Below are 19,626 nucleotides of genomic sequence, written 5' to 3'. Positions count from 1 at the left end.
ATGAAGCAGCTAATTACCATTCTTCCGTCCTTGCTTTTTGGCCTGATTACCTTCGTCCGGAATAAACTCTATGACTGGGTGATTTTGCCGTCTACCTCCTTTGATAAACCGCGCATCATTGTGGTGGGCAATCTGTCGGTAGGTGGAACGGGAAAGAGTCCTTTCGTTTCCTATTTAGTCCAAAACTGGAGAGGAAACGATCGATTGGGGATTTTGAGCCGTGGGTATGGCCGTAAAACGAAGGGCTATCTAGACGTACAAGTGGATTCGACGGCGGAAGAAGTAGGGGATGAACCTTTGGCCTATAAAACTTTATTTCCTGAACTGCCTGTGGTCGTTTGTGAAAATCGGGTGAAAGGAGTTCAGCAGATGCCTGAAGTGGATGTGCTTTTATTGGATGATGCTTTTCAACATCGCTCGATAAAAGGGTCTGTCAATTTGGTTTGTTCTACCTTCTCTCAGCCCTTTTATAGCGATTCTATGCTGCCTCAAGGGCGTTTACGTGAGTCTGCTAAAGGGATAAAACGGGCGGATGCGGTGATCGTGACTCGCTGTCCGGGTATTTTAACGAAGGAGCAAAAATCGAATTTTGCCCAAGGCGTTTTACGGAATACCAAAGAGGAGAAACCGATCTTTTATACGAGTGTCCGGTATGGCAAGCCGCAAGGTCCAAGGGAATATTTACCAAGTAAATGGTCTTTATTTGCCGGAATTGCAGATCCAAAGCCCTTTTTTACGTATGCTGCTAGCCTAGGTCAAATTCAAGAGGAGGTGATATATGCTGATCACCACCGGTTTACAGAGATTGAATTGTTAGAGTTAGAGCAACAGGCCAAAATGATGGCAGGCGATGAGGGTTTTTTAACGACTCATAAGGATTATGTGCGTTTAAAGGCTGAATTAGCCCAATTGCCTAATCTAGCGAACCACTTGTATTATTTGCCAATGGAAATGTATTTCATTGATCAGGAAGAACAGTTTTGGGACTGGTTGGGAAAAAACTAAATTTGTAGCGTGAAGTATAGACTGATTGTTCTTCTTATTTTATGGGGTATTTCGCCCGCTTTTGCACAGACTTTGCAGTCCGCAGGAGGGGATCGGAATTCTTTCCCTGATCCGATGGCGCCTAAGGATCCCAACGCACCTAAGCCCGTTTCAAATGGGAAGTCTGGGCGTGCAGCTTTGGATGACTCCACTAAAATGCTCTATGGACCTCAAAGCATGTCCTATTTCGTAGAGGAAGATATATTGAATGGACGAGGGGCGAAAAAATCAGTCGATACGAGTCTGCACTTGTTTCACCGCTATTTATTTCAGGAGAGATCGGGCTTTTTGACGGCTCATTTAGGGAATGAAGGAACGGCAGTTCGGAATATTTTTGTCAATAAACCGGATCAAATAGGGACTCAATTAGGCTATAATGCCTATATGCCCTATGCTTTTGCGACGGACGAGGTAAAGTATTACCAAACAAAATCACCCTATTCTGACATTGAATATTATTTAGGAGCGGGTGGCCAAACGCGTCTGAATTTTACGTTCGCACGAAACGTGGATTCGCTTTGGAATATGGGTTTTGAGATTCAGAGGCAGGTTTCGGATAAGTTTTTGACCGATTCGAAATACAAATCGGGAAATCAAACTTTGACTGAGCAATGGGGCGTCTTATTCCAAACTAATTTCAGAACCCGTAACAACCGGTACCGACTTTTGTCCCATTTAAACTATTTTGATCAAGGAATTCAAGACCAAGGTGGATTACAATTGTTGAATGGCTTAGATCCGACTACGGCTTTGAATTACACGGATAACGGAGCGTTATTTGCCACTTCAGGAGTTCAGTCCAATGATTCTTTTATCAAATTCCATTTTTACCACGAGTTCATCGGGTTTAAAGGATTGCAATTCTTTCAGCGCGTAGATGTAGAAAATAGAACGGCGAAATTTAAGGACCTTGATTTTGCCACGAATCTGACGAAATCGTTTTACTTGAAGAATTATGGTACTCAGACGGATTCCTTGTACAATGAGAATCAATGGCAATCCTACACTCATCAAACGGGTATAAAAGGAATATTTAGAGGTTTTACCTACCGAACGTATTTCAAACAGCGCTATTGGGATGTGAATAACCCGATGGCAGGTTTGCAAAAGAATCGTTTAGAAAACTACGTGGGTCTGTTTTTGCAGCAAAAATTCAATGACAAGATCGACTTTACCGCAGATGGAGAATATTTAGTAGGATCCGATTACCGCCTGCAGGCAAGCTTTATTTCTCCGTTTTTTCAAGTTAAGGCGAGTCGCATTTCTGTGAGTCCTTCGATCGCTCAGAATTGGACTTATAATGCTGCTTTTCGATGGATTCAATCGTTTGATAACGTCCTATTTGATGAGTTAACAGGAACCTTAGATCTTCATACGAAAAACGTCTATTTCCGTCCAACCGCGACGATTCAACGCATCGCGAATTATGCCTATTTTGATACCTTGGCTACCGCAAAACAAGCAGCTGATGCGATAGGCGTATTTAGAACAGGGTTTTCGGCAGGAGGTACTTTTAAACGTTTTGAATGGTCTGCCTTGGTTTTAGCCAATACAAAGACGGGACCTGATGTGATTAGGATGCCAAACTTGGTTGCTAATGCGAATCTTGCCCTGAATGTCCAATACAAGAAATTGTTGTATATGCAGTTTGGTGTAGATGTACAGCATCAATCGTCCTATTACGCGGATGCCTATATGCCTACCATGCAACAATATCATTTGCAGAACCGCTATGAAATTCCGGCTTTTGTTCAAGCTGACGCTTACGTATCTTTACGCATTAACCGAGTTCGACTTTTCTTTAAAATGCAGAATGTAACACAAGGATTGTTAAATTCGAATTACTATACCGCTTACTTACATCCGGCGATGGCTCGTTCCTTCGGTTATGGTGTTCGTTGGCTATTATTTGATTAAAAAACAGTAAACCTAGATAAATTATGAACACTATTTCACGCCGAAATTGGGTGAAAGGAATGGCGCTTGCTACCTTAGGCAGCGTTGTTTTTACAGATCTCAAAGCAGCCAATGCGCCCAGCATTCAATGGAGCGCTGATCAAGACCAATTATTACAAGCTTGGATAGGAGTGATCATTCCTGAATCCAGTATTCCTGGGGCCGTTTCCTTAGGCGTTCCAGCTTATGTGAAGGTGATGCTTCGCGATTGCTATGAGCCTGCTACCTCTACCACATTGATGAAGGTTTTAGCGGCTTTACCGTCTATTGAGAAGGTTTCTGAGTCCGAAAAGGAGCAATTGTTTTTCCAAATCGAACAAGGCAAACAGGGTGCTGATGCGCAGAAAGCCATGGCCACGTTGAAGGGCCTGACGATTCGCGGTTATATGACCACGGAATACGTGATGGTGAATCACCAGAATTATGTGATGGCACCTGGATTTTTCAATGGCTGTGAACCTCTTAAAAAATAAACCGAGCGATGAATATTTTAACTAATGCTGAAAAACGTACTTATGGTGCGATTGTGATAGGTTCTGGTATGGCGGGCGGATGGGCTGCTAAGGAATTTTGTGATAAAGGAATCAAGACTTTGGTGCTCGAAAGAGGCCGTAAAGTGACCCATAATGAAGATTATCCGACGACTTTGTTGAGTCCTTGGGAAATGGAACATAGAGGGCAATTAACGAAACAGGAGATCGATGAAAATCCGATCATTTCGAAGTGTTATGCCTTCAGAGAAGATGCGAAGCACTTTTTCGTAAAAGATGCAGAGCATCCATACATTCAAGATAAACCATTTGATTGGATCCGTGGCTACCAAACCGGAGGAAAATCACTTCTATGGGCGCGTCAAACACAACGTTGGTCTCAATTAGATTTTGATGGTCCAGCGCGTGATGGATTCGCGGTGCCGTGGCCGATCACTTACAAGGAAATAGACCCTTGGTATTCCTATGTGGAGCATTTCGCTGGTATTTCGGGTAATAAGGATGGATTGGATTCCTTACCGGATGGCGACTTTTTACCCCCGATGGAATTAACCTGTGTGGAGAAACATTTCCAAAAAGAGATGAAACGTTTGTATGCAGATCGTCACGTCATCATTGGTCGCTGTGCTCATTTAACGGAACCGCGTGATATTCATATTCAACAGGGACGTGGGACATGTTTGGGTCGTAATTTATGCCAAAGAGGTTGCCCATACGGTGGTTATTTCAGCGCCAATTCGTCTACGTTGCCTTGGGCTGCAAAGACGGGTAATATGACGTTAAGAACGGATTCCGTAGTTCATTCGATCATTTATGATGAAAAGAAACAAAAAGCGGTAGGAGTTCGTGTCGTAGATGCGCACACGAAAGAGATGGTGGAATATTATGCTAAAGTCATTTTTGTGACAGCTGCTGCCATCAATACAAACTTAATTTTATTGAATTCGAAGTCTTCTCGCTTCCCGAACGGTTTAGGAAACGACAGCGGTCTATTAGGAACGCACGTAGCTTTCCACAATTACCGTGCTTCCTTGTCTGCGGAATACGAAGGATATTTAGATTATAAAACATCTGGTGGACGTCCTAATTCAGGGTATATTCCTCGTTTTAGAAACTTATACAAGCAAGAAACGAACTTCTTACGCGGTTATGCAGCGGGGATGAGTGGTGGTAGAGGAACGCACGCAGATCAAAGTTCGGTGGGTGAGAGCTTGAAGAATTCATTGTTAAATCCAAAATGGTCGAACTGGTATGCTGGATCGCACATGATGGGGGAAACGATTCCGAAGGAAAGTAATAAAGTGACTTTGGACTCCACGAAAAAAGATGCCTGGGGAATGCCTTTGCTACATATGGACGTGAGCTATGATAACAACGATGATTTGATGGTCAAAGATTTTATCGATCAATTCACCGAAATGTACGAGAAGGCCGGCTTCAAGAACATCAAAACCCGCGATTCACACGCTCCCGCTGGATTAGATATCCACGAAATGGGCGGAGTGAGAATGGGTTCAGATCCGAAGACGTCTCTTTTAAATAAGTGGAATCAAATGCACCACGTCAAGAACGTGTTTGTGACGGACGGAGCTTGTATGACCTCTACTTCTACCCAAAACCCTTCATTAACGTATATGGCCTTCACAGCCCGCGCGGTAGATTTTGCGGTGAAAGAAATGAAAAAAGGAAACCTGTAATGCAAACATTTTTAGGTAAAACGGCAGATCACCTCTTCCATACGCATGGTATGGAGGAATTGAAAGATATTGCCGTGGTGATGCCCTCGCAACGAGGTATCCTTTACCTAAAGAAGGAATTAGCGATCAGGGGTGATCGACCGTTTTTGTCTCCCTCATTCTTTACGATTGAGGAATTTGCGCTGCAGATGACGGATTCGGTTTTAGAGGATCCGATTGACTTGTTGATGGAGGCCTATGCCTGTTTTAAGGAGGTTGATTCGAAAGTTGATTTTGATCGTTTTGTGACCTGGGGGCAGATGATGTTGAAGGATTTCGATACCCTGGATCTGTATTTAGTGGATCCATCGGCCTTGTTTTCCTTTCTTTCTGAAGCTAAATCGATTGAGCGCTGGGGACAAGAATATGGTCAAGATCACGCAGATGAGTGGATTACGGCTAATACACAGGCTTATTTCAAATTATATGATTCGCTTTTAGAGGTCTATATTCGGCTGAAAAGTAGGTTAGAATCGAAGGGAACTACCTATCGTGGACTCGCTTATCGCAAACTAGTGGAGCTGTTAGAGGCGGGTAAATCACTCGGTTTTAAACAAATTTATTTTGTTGGTTTTAATGCGCTTTCTAAATCCGAGGAGACCATCATTCGTTTGCTATTGCGGGAGAATGTGGCGCAGACGCTTTGGGATGCAGATGAATATTATGCCAAAAGCAAGCATCACAGAGCCGGTAATTGGCTGAAAACCTATGCGAATCCGGCGGATCCAGCCTATTTATCGCGCGGTCCATTTCATTGGATGGGACGGGATTTGTTAGAAAAGCCAAAAGAAGTGGAGATTGTGGGTTTAGCAAATCCATCGGCCCAGATTTTTGTGGCTTTAGAGCAAATTCGTGCTTGGCAAACGGAACACGGGGATTTGGAACAGGTGGCCCTCGTTTTAGGGGATGAGAGCCTTTTAGATTCTTTATTGCCCTATTTAGGTGAATTTAAAGACCGTCTGAATATTACGATGGGCTATTCGTTGAAGAAGGCTCAAGTGTTTTCATTGATGGAGATGTGGTGGTCCTTGGTGCCTTTGGAAAAATACCCAGTTTCACTAGTAAAAGCGTTGAAAGAGCATCCGTTGATGGCTTCCGTCAAGGTACCTGCCTGGAAAGAGACAGATTTATATCTCTCACAAGTTCCGAGCGGGGGTACTATTTTTATATCGTCTTCATCTACTTTTGAAGATTGCCTGAAAGCTTTGATTCGCTTATTAACGGATATTCTGTACAAAACAGATAAGGATGATTGGGATGCGGAATCGCAGGCCATTTTGCAGGCTTTGACCGTGTTAGATAAGTTAGAAGAGATCGCTCAGGCGAATCCCTTTATATCAGTTAAAAGTGGCCAAGCACTTTGCAAGCAAATGGTGCAGCAGCAAAAAATGACTTTTGAAGGCGCGGAGAAACGTTCCTTGCACGTGATGGGGTTGTTAGAAACGAGGACCTTGGATTTTGACCGGGTGATTGTTTTATCGCTAAATGAAGGAAGTTTACCTGGAATGCGGAAGCGCGAAAGTTTGATTCCTGTTGATATTGCGAATATGGCGGCCTTTTCGCTACCTACGTTTACACAAGCGGATGCGGTGACGAGTTATCACTTCTATCGATTATTGCAGCGTCCTAAGGAGGTGATGCTGGTCTATGTGCAGAATGATTCATCATCAGCAGAAGTAAGCCGTTTTATTCGTCAGATTCGGTATGATTGGGCCAAAAAGAATCCACATTTGAACCTTCGGGAACCCGCCGTTAAATTCAGTTCAGATGAGGTCTCTAATCCGGAAATAACCTTGCGCATTGAGAAAACGCCGGAACTGATTGCTGAAATAAAAGATGTGCTAGCTCGAAGAGGGTTATCTCCTTCTTCCGTTGCTATGTTTGCCAGCTGTTCGCTAAAGTATTATTTCTCCCAAATAGTCAACCTGCAACAGGAAAAACAGCGCGATGATGAAATGGGGGCGGATGTATTTGGGACCTGGGTACACAAGGTGTTGGAATTATTGGATAAACAAATGATCGCTTCTGGCGGTTATGAGGATGGTCTTAATGTGGCACAAAAGAAGGCCTTAATCGAACCTTTGTTAGCAAAGGCGATGGAAGAGATCAAGGAACGTGAAGGAAATTTCGAAGTAGAGAAAGGCTTTAATTATGTGTTGCAAGAAGTCGCTAAAACGTTGCTGGGAACTTATTTTGATCAATCTGCTGCTTGGTATGAGGAAAGAATCCAATTACTTGCCGTAGAAGAAGAAGTGAATACGGTACTTTCGATCCCAGTGGGTACAGAAATGTGGCCAATTAAAATGAAAGGCCGGATAGATCGATTGGATCTAAAAGGAGGATCTGTTTTGCGCATTGTTGACTATAAGACGGGAAAAGTGGTGAAGAAAGATGTGGACGCTGGGGATAGTTTAGCCGAAACGCTTAGAGACGAGGAACTAAAAGCCAAACTTTTTCAGTTGTGGATGTACAAGTTTTTAGTGACGAAGGAGTTGCAAAAAGCGCCGTCGGAAAGAAAGGAGTTTTTACAAGGTTTGGAAGTAGATCGAATCAGCATTGAACCCGGTATTATTTCCTTCCGGAATTTCGATGAAAAGGTCCTGTCTTCGCCACTCGAATTTACCGAGGGAGAGTCAGTCTCTGATTTTATCCAAGAATCTGAGAAGCTAGTACAGTATTGGGTAAAGTCGCTCGTTTCCACGGATCAAGCCTTCGAGAAAACAGTGAATATAGACCAATGCACTTATTGTGATTTTACCGCTATTTGCCATCGAAACGTGTAGTTTCAGTAAAATGACGTAATTTTGACCCATAAATTGATATAAAATGACATTTCAAGAAATCAACGAACGTATTATTGCCTTAGCTGCCCAAAAAGGCGGCCAAGGTGTCTCATTCAAATTCGCTTTCCCAGGTGGAATCATCGTCGTAGGTGCGGATGGAGCTGTATCCAATGAAAATTTGGATTCAGATTGCACGATCTCTACCACAGAGGAAACATTCACTTCCATCTTAAACGGTGAATTAAACTCCATGATGGCCGTTATGACTGGTAAAGTGAAAATCTCTGGCGATATGTCTGTCGCAATGAAGTTGACGAATTTATTGTAATCGATGAACTTTACGGATACCATTGTTGCCTTAGCGACGCCCGCAGGGGTAGGAGCGATTGGCGTAATTCGTCTTTCGGGAGATCGAGCCATCGAGATCGTGAACGCCGTTTTTAAGCCCAAAGATCTATCCACCCAACCCACTCATACCATCCATTACGGCCGTATTGAGTCCAATGGGCGGGTCTATGACGAAGTGGTAGCCAGTTTATACATTGCACCACGTTCCTACACGAAGGAAAATGTGGTCGAAATTTCCTGCCACGGTTCCCCGTTTATCCAAGAGAGTATCCTTCAATTGTTTGTAGAACACGGGGCTCGCTTCGCTCGCCCCGGCGAATTTACTCAGCGCGCTTTCCTAAACGGAGCATTCGACCTAGCCCAAGCAGAAGCCGTAGCAGACGTTATTGCCGCCGATTCTGCCGCTGCCCAAAACGCCGCTTTGCATCAATTACGCGGCGGTTTTTCGAAAGAATTAGCCGCATTGCGCGAGGAATTAATCCATTTTGCTTCTCTAATCGAGCTAGAATTAGACTTCGGTGAGGAAGATGTTGAATTCGCGGATCGCAAGGATTTGGAAGCTCTGGTTAATCAATTATTAAAGAATATCCGTCCACTCGTTTCCAGCTTTAGAGCTGGTAATGCGGTGAAGAATGGGGTGGCAACGGTGATTGTGGGGAAGCCCAATGCAGGTAAATCGACGCTTTTAAATGCCTTATTGAACGAAGATAGAGCCATTGTGTCTGATATCGCAGGAACAACCCGCGATTCCCTCGAGGACGAATGGACCCTAGGTGGAATTAAATTTCGTTTAGTGGATACGGCGGGTCTTCGTGAAACTTCTGATGTGATTGAAGCGCTAGGAGTGGAGCGAACCCAGGCGTGGGTCAAGAAAGCGCAAGTGGTCATTTATATGGCCGATGCGACATCTGAAACACCTGATGGCCTCGCAGCCGGCGTGGAAGCTTTAGGGGCGTTGGAAATCCCTGTGATAAAGTTGTTGAACAAAGTAGATCAAATCGCTGATCTCTCTGCATTTCAATCGGCTATCCCGGATTTAATTCCCATCTCCGCTAAAAACCGTGACGGCCTAAACGACCTAGAAACCGCCTTGTTAAACGTAGTCGGTTTAGATCAAGTGAGCACGAACGGCACATTAGTGACAAATCTTCGTCACTACCAACAACTATTGCAGACTCAAGAAACCCTAGAAGGCGTTTTAAATGCGTTAAAAACGGGTTTGACAGGCGATCTTATCGCACAAGACCTTCGTTATGCCTTACATTACTTAGGAGAGATCACGGGTCAGATTTCGAATGACGATCTGTTGAAGAATATCTTTGGGAAGTTTTGTATAGGAAAATAGCCGAAGGCTATTTAAAGAGTAGAGATAAGAGAGTATAGAGTAGAGATGTAAATCATAGAACATAAAGCACAAAGAATAAAGTAGGTATAAAAAAAGAGAACGAAAATCGTTCTCTTTTTTTATGGTATTTTTTGAATATTTCATGAGTGCATCTCCGCAGGCGATGCTTTTCAAATTGTAGATTATAGAGTAAAGATTTAGTTTGATGACTTGTTTTAGAGTCAAGATTCCTTATTACCATTCGTAAAAAATATGACGAAGGCCATTTTTAAGAATGGTAAGAAGGAATCAGACTATTTAAAACAAATCCTTAAACTGAAAACCATTAGTCAACCTTTCCTTACCCAGCTTCTGATACTCCGCTAACGCCCATAACACAAATTCCTTTAAGAATAACTTATCCGCCGCCTCAACATCCGGTTGATAACGAACAATCAAATCCTCTAAAGGCTTAATCTCATTCAGCGTCGAAGCATAATCAGCCGCATTACATTCATCATACAATACAACGCCCCCCTCGGCATACACCGCTTCCATTAATGTAGCATATGGACTCTCTTCAATTTTCTTAGATAGCTTTTCGATCTTAGGGAATAAACCAGGGAAGAATGATTTAATCGCAGAACCGATTAATTGTTCCGCCACGAATGCCGCGCCTTCTTGTTCGCCCTCATACACTAATTCCACTTTTCCTGTGATGGCTGGGATGATGCCCATGAAGTCGGCCAAACGCACGGTTGTCGATTTCTCGCGATTTAGCAAGGCACGTCTTTCCGCCGTACTCACTAAACTCTCCAGCATGGAGATACTCATACGAGCGCTGACACCACTCTTTGAATCAATATATTCACTCTCTCTCGCCTCGAATATGATTTGCTCTAATAAATCGTAGGCTAAATTAGGGACATAAACGCGATCCGATTGAGCTTCGTTAATACGGGCCTCTTGAGATGAAATCTTGCGTGCAATCGCAATCGTTTCTGGATAATGTGTCAAAATTTGAGATCCAATACGGTCTTTCAAAGGCGTCACAATACTTCCTCTATTTGTATAATCTTCCGGGTTCGCCGTGAAAATGAATTGAAGATCTAAAGGCAAACGCAATTTGAAACCACGGATTTGGATATCTCCCTCTTGTAAAATGTTGAATAAGGCTACCTGAATGCGCGCTTGTAAATCGGGAATCTCGTTAATGACGAAAATGCAGCGATTCGCTCTAGGAATCATTCCAAAGTGAATCACCCGGTCATCCGCATAGGATAATTTCAAATTCGCCGCCTTGATCGGATCCACATCACCAATTAAATCGGCTACCGTCACATCTGGAGTAGCTAATTTCTCCGCAAATCTGTCCGAACGGTGTAACCACGCAATCGGTGTCGCATCTCCTTGAGCCGCGATTAAATCGATCGCGAATCTGGAAATAGGGGCTAAGGGATCATCGTTAATCTCTGAACCAGCCACGTAGGGGATGTATTCGTCTAAGAGATTAATCATTAAACGTGCCAAACGTGTTTTCGCCTGACCGCGTAAACCCAATAAGTTGATATTATGGCGAGACAAAATCGCGCGCTCTAATTCTGGAATAACGGAGTTTTCAAAACCATGAACGCCCTCGAAAACGGTCGTTCCTGCCTCCATGTGTTTAATCAAGTTGTCTCTTAATTCGTCTTTAATCGATTTGCTGATATAGCCTGAGGCCTTTAATTCGCCTAAATTGTGGATCATCTTATTTGAGTCTTTTCTTTCTATTCGTTTCGTAATCTTGGAAAATCATTTCCCCTAAGCCCTTTAAGCCCGTATAAAAGGCTTTTCCTTGGTTTGCTTCGGTAAATTTGTCCACAAATTGCTGCAGGTAGGAATCCCGGGCAATCATAAACGTGGTAATGGGAATATGTAATTTACGCGCCTGAGCCGCCTGCGTGTAACATTTCTCCGTTACGTAGGGGTCTAGTCCGTTGCTATTCATATAATACGTCCCGTCCTTTTCCCGAACACAGCTCGGTTTTCCGTCGGTAATCATAAATATCTGTTTGTTGGTATTCCTTTTTCGGCGCAGAATATCCATCGCTAATTGCAGTCCAGCCACCGTATTCGTGTGGTAAGGTCCCACTTTTAAATAGGGAATATCCTTGATGGAAATGCTCCAGGCATCGTTTCCGAAGACTAGAATGTCGATGGTATCTTTGGGATAGCGAGTTGTAATGAGTTCTGCCAAAGCCATCGCCACCTTCTTGGCCGGCGTAATCCGATCCTCGCCATACAGAATCATGGAGTGGCTGATATCAATCATCAACACCGTGCTCATCTGCGATTTAAATTGCGTGTCCTCCACGACTAGATCCTCCTCGGTTAACTCGAATTCACCTATTCCGTGATTGATTTGGGCATTTTTCAAACTCTCTGTAAGGGAAATTTTCTCTAGACTATCGCCAAAATGATAGGATCTAAATTCCCCCGTCATTTCATCTCCCTGGCCTGAAGCCTTGGTCTTGTGATTCCCAGCTCCACTTTTATTTAAGTTACCGAAGATGTTTTCCAATGCTGTTTGGCGAATCGCCCGCTCTGTTTTGGCCGTAATCCCCATCCCAGAACCTCCATTTTCATCGATCTCCTCGCGGATATAGCCTTTGGCCTTTAAATCCTCAATGAAATCCTCAATGGTATAAGTCTCATCCGTCAGCTCGTATTCTTTGTCTAATTCGCGTAACCACTCGATTGCCTCATCAAAATCCCCCGACGTATGCGTGATTAATTCCTTGAAAATCCCGAAAAGCTTATCAAAAGGGGAGATGCTCTTCTCCTCGAATTCCTTAAAATAAAATCCCTTTTTATTCATGTCTTTTAAACCCTAATAGCACTTTAATTGTTCAAATAAACAGCTAAATTTGATAAAATGAGTGACCAAATAATTTCTTTTCGATTTTTATCTTTCCAAGGCGTCGCAAACAAGCGCTTTGCCTTTGCTGAAATGGGTCGCTCATTCGTCCAAAAATGGGAATCAAACGGCCTTTCATTCGCCAAACATCTAGGTGTAGGCGCGGGCAACGGCTTCTCTATTTGGCCTGATTTTTCTTCCTATGCTTTCCTCGGTGTGTTTGATAACCAAGCAGCATCAGATCATTTTTTCAAAACTAATACACGTTGGTTAACGCTGTCGTCGCATTCTTCAGAAACGAAAGGTTGGGACGCCGTTGCTATAAAGGGCCACGGAACTTGGAATGGATCGAATCCTTTTTCCATTGTGGAGGATCCAGGGAACGGTCCCCTTTTAGTGATGACGCGCGCCAGTATTGTGTGGTACAAATCTCCCATTTTCTGGTTCTATGTCTCTCACGCGAGTAAATACTTGGAAAATCGGGCGGGTTTATTGTTTGCCAAAGGCGTTGGCGAATTCCCTCTCATCGAACAAGCGACGTTGAGTCTTTGGGACTCTTCGGAAAGCCTAGATTCCTTTGCCTATAAAAGTAAGGAACATGCGCCTATGATTAAAAAGACGAGGAAGATTGGGTGGTATTCGGAGGAGATGTTTACTCGATTCAGAGTAATTTTGGTTTTATAATTTCAAAAATGGGCTGCGCCATATTTTTCAAAATTATAAAATCAAAATTCTCTAAACTCGAGATCACTCTTCTTTCTCTTAAAGCATAAAGCACAAAGAATAAATATTGACTAATAAGTATAGTTAATACTTCACGAATTCATCGCCGAAGGCGAACCAACTTTATTCTTTGTGCTTTATGCTCTATTCTTTGTACTTCGTACTTTGTGCTCTATTCTTTACAATTCGATAAAGTGCGAAGCATTTTATCGAATAGCCTCAATCCCCCTCGTCCTCGTCCGAATACGAATCGCATCCTGAACATCATAAACGAAGATTTTGCCATCTCCCACGTTGCCCTCAGAGGCGTTGTCTAGGATGACATCTAAGCATTTTTCGAGGTTCTCGTCGCTCACGACGCAGATGATCATGACCTTTGGCAATAAGATCATCGACTTTTCTGTACCGCGGTATATTTCTGAATAACCTTGTTGTAAACCTGCTCCGCGAACGGGAACGACGGTCATACAAGGGATATCGGCATCGATCAAGCCTTTTTGAATAGCTTTTAATTTCGATGGTTTTACAATGGCTTCTACCTTTTTCATATGGTTTTTATTTAGCTATTATTCAAAAGTTGTGTATGCTTCTACTCCAAATTCAACGGCATCAATGCCCGCAGATTCTGCTTTATGGCTCAATCGAATGCCCATCGTCTTTTTCAAGGCCATGAAAATAGCATAGGTTGTAGCAAAAGAGAATACGCTGATCACGGAAACGCCGATTAATTGCGTGATGAATTGTGCACTTTCGCCGGTGATGAATAAACCATTCTTTTGTGAGAATAAACCTACGGCAATCGTGCCAAAGAATCCGTTAACACCATGTACCGCTACGGCACCCACTGGATCATCCACTTTCATTTTGTCCACTACCACTACCGCGATATCGACGATCGTACCTGCGATAAAACCAATAATCAAGGCTGAATCAGGTGAAACCACATTACAGCCAGCTGTGATAGCCACTAAACCCGCCAAAACACCATTTATTACCATGGTAATATCTACTTTCTTATAGCGAATAAACGTGTATAACATCGTGGCGATACCACCCGCTGCTGACGCAAGGAAGGTATTAGTCGCTACAGAACCGATTAAATCCCATTTGCCCACGGCTCCTAAAGTAGAACCTGGGTTGAATCCGAACCAACCGAACCATAGGATAAAGGCACCTACCGCCGATAAGGTTAAATTATGTCCTGGAATCGCATTCGCTGTTCCGTCTTCGTTGTATTTTCCAAGACGAGGTCCTAAAACGATCGCACCTGCTAAAGCGGCAAATCCACCCATCGCATGAATGGCTGCGGATCCCGCGAAGTCGTTAAAACCACGTAAGGTTAACCAGCCGTTTGGATTCCAAACCCAGTTTGCCGCTAATGGATACAATACCGCACTGAAAATGGCTACATAAATAGCATATGACCACATTTTCATCCGTTCAGCTACACCGCCAGAAACGATGGAGATAGCTGCCACGGCAAAGCCCATTTGTATAAACCAAAATAGGGAATTAGAAATGGTCAAACCTAAGCCTAGGTCTCCTTCCATTATTCCAGTGTCAAAAGCCCAATAGCCATTGGATTTGCCATAGGCAATTCCGAATCCGACTAAATAGAAGGCAACACCACCGAACATGATGTCGATCATTACTTTGGCAATAATACTAATGGCATTCTTTGAACGGACGAATCCAGCCTCTAAAAGGGCAAATCCTCCTTCCATTTGGAAAATAAGAGCAGCGCAAAGGGCTACCCAAACCGTATCAATAGCGTGTGTGAGTTCCACTTGCTGAGCAGCAAGCGTGGCAGTTTCATTCATGGTTTTGTGTTTTGTATATAATGCTTCGTTTGCAAAAATAGAAAACGATTTGGAATATTCTGCATTTTGATGGAACTTTAACCCTATACAAAAACCTATTTATGAAAAAAATCATTGCACTCTTTTGCCTAGGCTTAAGCTTCGTTTCATCCGCACAAATCCCATCGATTATCCCCATTCCATCACAGGCGGTATATCCTTCCGGGAAATTCGTTTTACCTGCTGCCATTTCGATTTCAGGTCCCTCTGAAGCTCAACTGAAAGTGGGATATGCGACTTTGGTTGGTAAGCTCAAAAGCGCCACAGGGCGTTCAGTTACACTAAAATCCTCAGGTACAGCATCTATTCAACTGCAAATCGTGAACAACGCTAAACTAGGGGCGGAGGGATATGAAATGCAAGTGAATGCGAAAGGAGTTGCCATCAAGGCGAATAAGTCTGCTGGTTTATTCTACGGAATTCAAACGCTTTTACAATTACTGCCTAAAGAAATTGAATCAAAAACAGTCGTTAAAGGAGTAAACTGGTCGATTCCCTACGCACAAATTACTGATACGCCTCGTTTCGCTTGGCGCGGTCAAATGTTTGATGTGGCTCGTCACTTCTTCTCGAAAGAGGATGTGAAGAAATTCATCGATGACATGGTGGAATACAAATATAACTTGCTTCACTTTCACCTAACGGATGATGAGGGCTGGAGAATCGAGATTAAATCCTACCCTAATTTGACGAAGAAAGGCGCCTATAATGTGAAGAAAGTAGGTCGTTTCACGACTTTTTCTAAGCCTGAACCAAATGAACCGCGTACTTATGGCGGTTTCTACACGCAAGAAGATATCAAGGAATTGGTCAAATATGGTCAAGATCGTTTCGTCAATATCGTACCAGAAATTGATGTGCCTGGTCATTCGATGGCGGCCGTTGCGTCTTATCCAGAACTTTCCTGTACCCCAGGTGCAGATAAATACGAGGTAATTTCAGGCGAGCCTTTCATTGATTGGTCGCATGGACATCCAGAGGCTTTGCAGGATAACACGCTTTGTCCGGCAAATGAAAAAGTTTATACGTTTTTAGACAAAGTGATGGGCGAGGTAGCTAGTCTATTCCCTTACGAATACATCCATATGGGTGGTGACGAGTGTCCTAAGAACTATTGGGACAATAATCCGGAGATTTTAGCTTTGAGAGCACGCGAGGGATTGAAAAATTCGCAAGAGGTGCAAGCCTATTTTGTGCGTCGATTAGAGAAGATTATAACCTCTAAGGGTAAGCGCATGTTAGGCTGGGATGAGATTTTAGAGGGCGGAGGATTGCCAAAGGGAACGGCTGTTATGTCTTGGCGTGGTATCGCCGGCGGTGTAGAAGCGGCTAAATTAGGTCACGAAGTGGTGATGACACCTAATAATAACGTCTATGTGGATCTAATGCAAGGTGATAAAGCCATCGAGCCGCCTGTCTATAAAACAGTTAGATTAGCCGATTCGTATGCCTTCAATCCAGTTCCGGCGGGTGTGGATGCAAAATTAGTGAAAGGTGGTCAAGCGAATATGTGGTCGGAACAATTGTTCAATTACCGCCATTTGCAGTACATGATGTGGCCTCGGGCGCTAGCCATTTCTGAATCTCTTTGGTCCCCAAATGAAAACAAGAATTGGGATAATTTCATCGGGCGTGTGGAAGATCACATGGCGCGTTTTGACGTAGCAGATAAGAAATATGCACCATCGATGTACGAGGCCATTGTGAATGTGAGCAAGAATGCAAAAGGTGAATTATTCGTGGAATTAAAGAATGAAATCTCGGGTTTACAGATTCACTACAGCTTTGATAATTCGTATCCAGATCAACATTATCCCACAGCCAATGGCTTAGTGGCTGTTCCTAAGGATGCAGAACTACTGCGCGTCGTATCGTATCGTGGAAATAAAATGGTAGGTCGTACGATGAACATTTCACGTGCGGACTTAGAAAAAAGAGCTAAATAATGCTTTTAAACTTTATTTTTAGTCTATTATTATCAGTAGGGGTGCCCAATATTTCGGGCGCCTCTTCTGCTTCTACGACTAACTACCTTTCGGTTAAGAAAGGTTATGTGATGTCCTATAATGGGGTAGAGGGTAGAGCGAATTGGGTGGGATGGACATTGAAGGCTAGTGATGTGGGTGCTGTAGATAGAACAGATCGTTTTATTCAAGATGAATCATTCCCTCGTAGTTTTAAGATTGTTGATGAGAAGGATTACGCTCATTCAGGCTATGATCGAGGCCATCTGTGTAATTCTGAAGATAGAACCTCTTCCTACTATTTAAATGAGGAGACTTTCTTAATGTCGAATATGATTCCGCAGACTCGTGAGTTGAATCGGGGGCCTTTCAAGATGCTAGAGGAATATTGCCGTAAACTGGCGATTAAAAAAGGACAGCATCTATTAATTTATTCCGGTGGCATAGGGGCAAAGGATCGATTATTTTCTGGAGTTATCGTTCCAGCCTATTGCTGGAAAGTAGTGTATACACCAGACAAAATCTGGTGCATACTTTTTCCGAATGAACGAGTTTTGAACAAAAACTGGCAGACCTATGCGGTGCCTTTGGAAACCCTAGAGAAAATGACGGGTTTTCGTTTTCCGCGGAAATTATCTTAGCATATACATAGCCAGTTTCTTAGCAGCTAAGAAATTCTCATATTCTAATGGCGTTCTGCGGTTATTTGTGTACTCGGTATACAACCAAGGATCACCCAGCGCAAATACTTTACCTCTTCCCACTTTCGACGTAGCCATCACCACATGACCTAGGTGATTCACTAGTGGCTTCGCATTGCCGCTCAGTTTTAGAGTTGTTATTTCTTTGATGTAGACCTTTTTAATGGGGTCAAATACTTCGTTACCTGCCGTTATCATTACAGCACCTTGCTCCCAGTTGCGGCCTTGAACGAAATTCAAGTTAGGAGCGACGAATTCGATGCCAAAACGTTTGGCCAAAATATTAAACTGAGGAATCTCGCAGTTCGTAGTGTCGTTTGCTAACAAGATCAAATTTCCACCAGCCTTTACCCAAGCCTCGATTTCGTCCGCAGCCTTAGTCGTCATGAAATTCGGCTTCGCCGTTTCCTTGTAGCTATCTGGATCTACAATGATGTAAACAGAAGCTCCTTTCAAGTTCTCCCGCGTAGGAGAGGCTCCCAAGGTATCTAACGTAGCGCCTAATTGTTCAAATTGAATGCCCCATTGGTTAAACCCAGAGTCCTTGCGATCCTCCCAAGTATAGTGGAAGCGATTGCCGTTTTTAGTCTCGTGGTTAAAGAAATAGTCTAATACTACTTTTTTGCCGGCACCGATAGGTAATTCTTTGGCAATTTCCATCTCTAAAGATGCCAGAATAAATGGACCTACACCTTTCAAATCATCTTTGCGTAAGGGTTCGCTCAAATAATAGTCGTACGATCCATCCCGGTATGGCACACCTCCTAAGCCACCCACAGTGACCGTTTTCTCTAAATGAATATAACCCTCCGCGTCCTTAGTGATGAACTCTTTCAGGATTCCAGCATATCCTTTCTCTGCGTTTTTGCGAAATGAAGCAGGTAAGTAGCCTTTTCTTACGCCCTTAGCGAAGGCATAAACGAACATGTTCGAACAAGAGGCCTCGAAATAGTTGCCTTTTTTGGCTGGATAACCCGGTAATTGATACCAAACACCCGAAGTAGGATCTTGAATCTTTGCGATGGCTCCTGATAATTGATTTAATTGTTGGATGAGGATTCCTCGAGACGAGTGATTCTTAGGCATATAATCCAATACATCAACTAAGGCCATCACGTACCACCCCATCGAACGACCCCAAAAATTAGGCGAATGTCCATTTGTCTTATCAGCCCAAGGCTGTGCTTTAGCTTGATCATAGGCGTGGAATAAAAGCCCCGTTTTCGAATCAATCGCGCCTTTGTACATTAATTGAAACTGCTTGACGATGTCTGCCCAATTGTCTTGTTGTGTGATTTGACCGTATTCGGCATAGAATGGCTCTAGCATATAAAGTCCGTCTAACCACATCTGGTTCGGGTATCTTTTCTTATGCCAAAATCCGCCATCTGCATCTCTCGGTTGCGCCGAAATCTGCTTTCTTAACAGGTCAGCGGCTTTTTTATAGCGCTCGTCGCCTAATTCTTGGTACAGATACAGGAGCATACGTCCCGTAGTGATGTTATCAGAATTGAATTCATCAAAATGGTAGGTGCGAATGTTACCATTGGCATCTATGAAACTGTCGATGTTCTTTTTAATGTAGTTAAAGTAGGTGGCGTCACCCGTTCTTTGGTACACATGTTCTAAAGCTTTCAATACCAAACCTTGCTCATAATCCCAGCCCGCCGGTTTTCCCACTTTCACCGTGATGGAATCGGTGTGGGTATGCATAAAGGATTTCGCCATTAGCTCGGAGTAATTTTGGGCTGAAACCGCGGTGCTTAACCCTAAAAAAAGAACGATCAGTTTTTTCATG

General features: G+C 43.3%; 15 protein-coding genes. 10 read left to right on the top strand and 5 right to left on the bottom strand.

The features are described 5' to 3' along the window. From lpxK to mnmE, 7 genes are read left to right on the top strand one after another with little or no spacing between them, the layout of a single operon-like run. Entirely contained in the window at positions 1 to 1,005 is a 1,005-nt protein-coding gene (gene lpxK, locus G9X63_RS00250; RefSeq protein WP_252623128.1) for a tetraacyldisaccharide 4'-kinase, read from the top strand. Between the two features lie 9 nt (positions 1,006 to 1,014). Next, positions 1,015 to 2,961, top strand: coding sequence for a putative porin (locus G9X63_RS00245; protein ID WP_252623126.1), 1,947 nt, complete (start codon positions 1,015 to 1,017; stop codon positions 2,959 to 2,961). A 23-nt stretch (positions 2,962 to 2,984) separates the two neighbouring features. Further along, a complete protein-coding gene (locus tag G9X63_RS00240; protein WP_130923191.1) occupies positions 2,985 to 3,473 on the top strand; it encodes a gluconate 2-dehydrogenase subunit 3 family protein in 489 nt (162 codons plus the stop codon). Positions 3,474 to 3,481: 8 nt separating this feature from the next. Further along, positions 3,482 to 5,188, top strand: a complete 1,707-nt coding sequence (locus G9X63_RS00235; RefSeq protein ID WP_252623124.1) for a GMC oxidoreductase — start codon at positions 3,482 to 3,484, stop codon at positions 5,186 to 5,188. After that, positions 5,188 to 8,010 (top strand): PD-(D/E)XK nuclease family protein, encoded by a 2,823-nt coding sequence (locus G9X63_RS00230; RefSeq protein WP_252623122.1) that lies wholly within the window; start codon positions 5,188 to 5,190, stop codon positions 8,008 to 8,010. Before G9X63_RS00235 ends, G9X63_RS00230 begins: the two co-directional genes overlap by 1 nt. Positions 8,011 to 8,053: 43 nt before the next feature. Further along, on the top strand, positions 8,054 to 8,338 hold the full coding sequence (locus G9X63_RS00225) for an SCP2 sterol-binding domain-containing protein (RefSeq protein ID WP_130896881.1): 285 nt from the start codon (positions 8,054 to 8,056) through the stop codon (positions 8,336 to 8,338). A 3-nt stretch (positions 8,339 to 8,341) separates the two neighbouring features. After that, complete coding sequence (mnmE, locus tag G9X63_RS00220; protein WP_252623121.1) at positions 8,342 to 9,703, top strand: tRNA uridine-5-carboxymethylaminomethyl(34) synthesis GTPase MnmE; 1,362 nt, start codon at positions 8,342 to 8,344, stop codon at positions 9,701 to 9,703. A gap of 297 nt (positions 9,704 to 10,000) precedes the next feature. Here mnmE and G9X63_RS00215 read toward each other — a convergent pair whose 3' ends face one another. Then, on the bottom strand, positions 10,001 to 11,431 hold the full coding sequence (locus G9X63_RS00215) for an AAA family ATPase (RefSeq protein ID WP_252623120.1): 1,431 nt from the start codon (positions 11,429 to 11,431) through the stop codon (positions 10,001 to 10,003). 1 nt (position 11,432) lies between these two features. Continuing rightward, positions 11,433 to 12,542: a vWA domain-containing protein gene (locus tag G9X63_RS00210; RefSeq protein ID WP_130896878.1), complete on the bottom strand. Its 1,110-nt coding sequence runs from the start codon at positions 12,540 to 12,542 to the stop codon at positions 11,433 to 11,435. Positions 12,543 to 12,599: 57 nt separating this feature from the next. Between G9X63_RS00210 and G9X63_RS00205 the strand changes: the two genes are divergently transcribed. After that, positions 12,600 to 13,265 (top strand): spheroidene monooxygenase, encoded by a 666-nt coding sequence (locus tag G9X63_RS00205; protein ID WP_252623119.1) that lies wholly within the window; start codon positions 12,600 to 12,602, stop codon positions 13,263 to 13,265. A 245-nt stretch (positions 13,266 to 13,510) separates the two neighbouring features. Here the strand turns inward: G9X63_RS00205 and G9X63_RS00200 are convergent, their stop codons facing one another. Together G9X63_RS00200 and G9X63_RS00195 are read right to left on the bottom strand one after the other, a co-directional pair. Further along, positions 13,511 to 13,852, bottom strand: a complete 342-nt coding sequence (locus tag G9X63_RS00200; protein WP_130896876.1) for a P-II family nitrogen regulator — start codon at positions 13,850 to 13,852, stop codon at positions 13,511 to 13,513. A gap of 18 nt (positions 13,853 to 13,870) precedes the next feature. Further along, positions 13,871 to 15,124: an ammonium transporter gene (locus G9X63_RS00195; protein ID WP_252623118.1), complete on the bottom strand. Its 1,254-nt coding sequence runs from the start codon at positions 15,122 to 15,124 to the stop codon at positions 13,871 to 13,873. 101 nt (positions 15,125 to 15,225) lie between these two features. On the opposite strand from G9X63_RS00195, the gene G9X63_RS00190 reads away from it, so the two are divergent. Together G9X63_RS00190 and G9X63_RS00185 are read left to right on the top strand one after the other, a co-directional pair. Further along, the gene (locus G9X63_RS00190) at positions 15,226 to 17,109 is read left to right on the top strand and encodes a family 20 glycosylhydrolase (RefSeq protein ID WP_252623117.1); all 1,884 of its coding nucleotides are present in this window, start codon (positions 15,226 to 15,228) and stop codon (positions 17,107 to 17,109) included. After that, positions 17,109 to 17,768 carry a DNA/RNA non-specific endonuclease gene (locus G9X63_RS00185; protein WP_252623115.1) on the top strand — a complete coding sequence of 220 codons (660 nt, stop codon included), beginning with the start codon at positions 17,109 to 17,111 and terminating at the stop codon, positions 17,766 to 17,768. The genes G9X63_RS00190 and G9X63_RS00185 overlap by 1 nt, the downstream gene beginning before the upstream one ends. Here G9X63_RS00185 and G9X63_RS00180 read toward each other — a convergent pair. Continuing rightward, positions 17,760 to 19,625, bottom strand: a complete 1,866-nt coding sequence (locus G9X63_RS00180; protein WP_252623112.1) for a glycoside hydrolase family 88/105 protein — start codon at positions 19,623 to 19,625, stop codon at positions 17,760 to 17,762. The two genes, G9X63_RS00185 and G9X63_RS00180, sit on opposite strands and share 9 nt — an antisense overlap. Position 19,626 lies beyond the last annotated feature (1 nt).

Source organism: Aquirufa antheringensis (genome assembly GCF_023921165.1).
Classification (GTDB): domain Bacteria; phylum Bacteroidota; class Bacteroidia; order Cytophagales; family Spirosomataceae; genus Aquirufa; species Aquirufa antheringensis.
The sequence above is the reverse complement of the archived record's forward strand: the minus strand, read 5'-3'. Positions and strand labels throughout refer to the sequence as shown.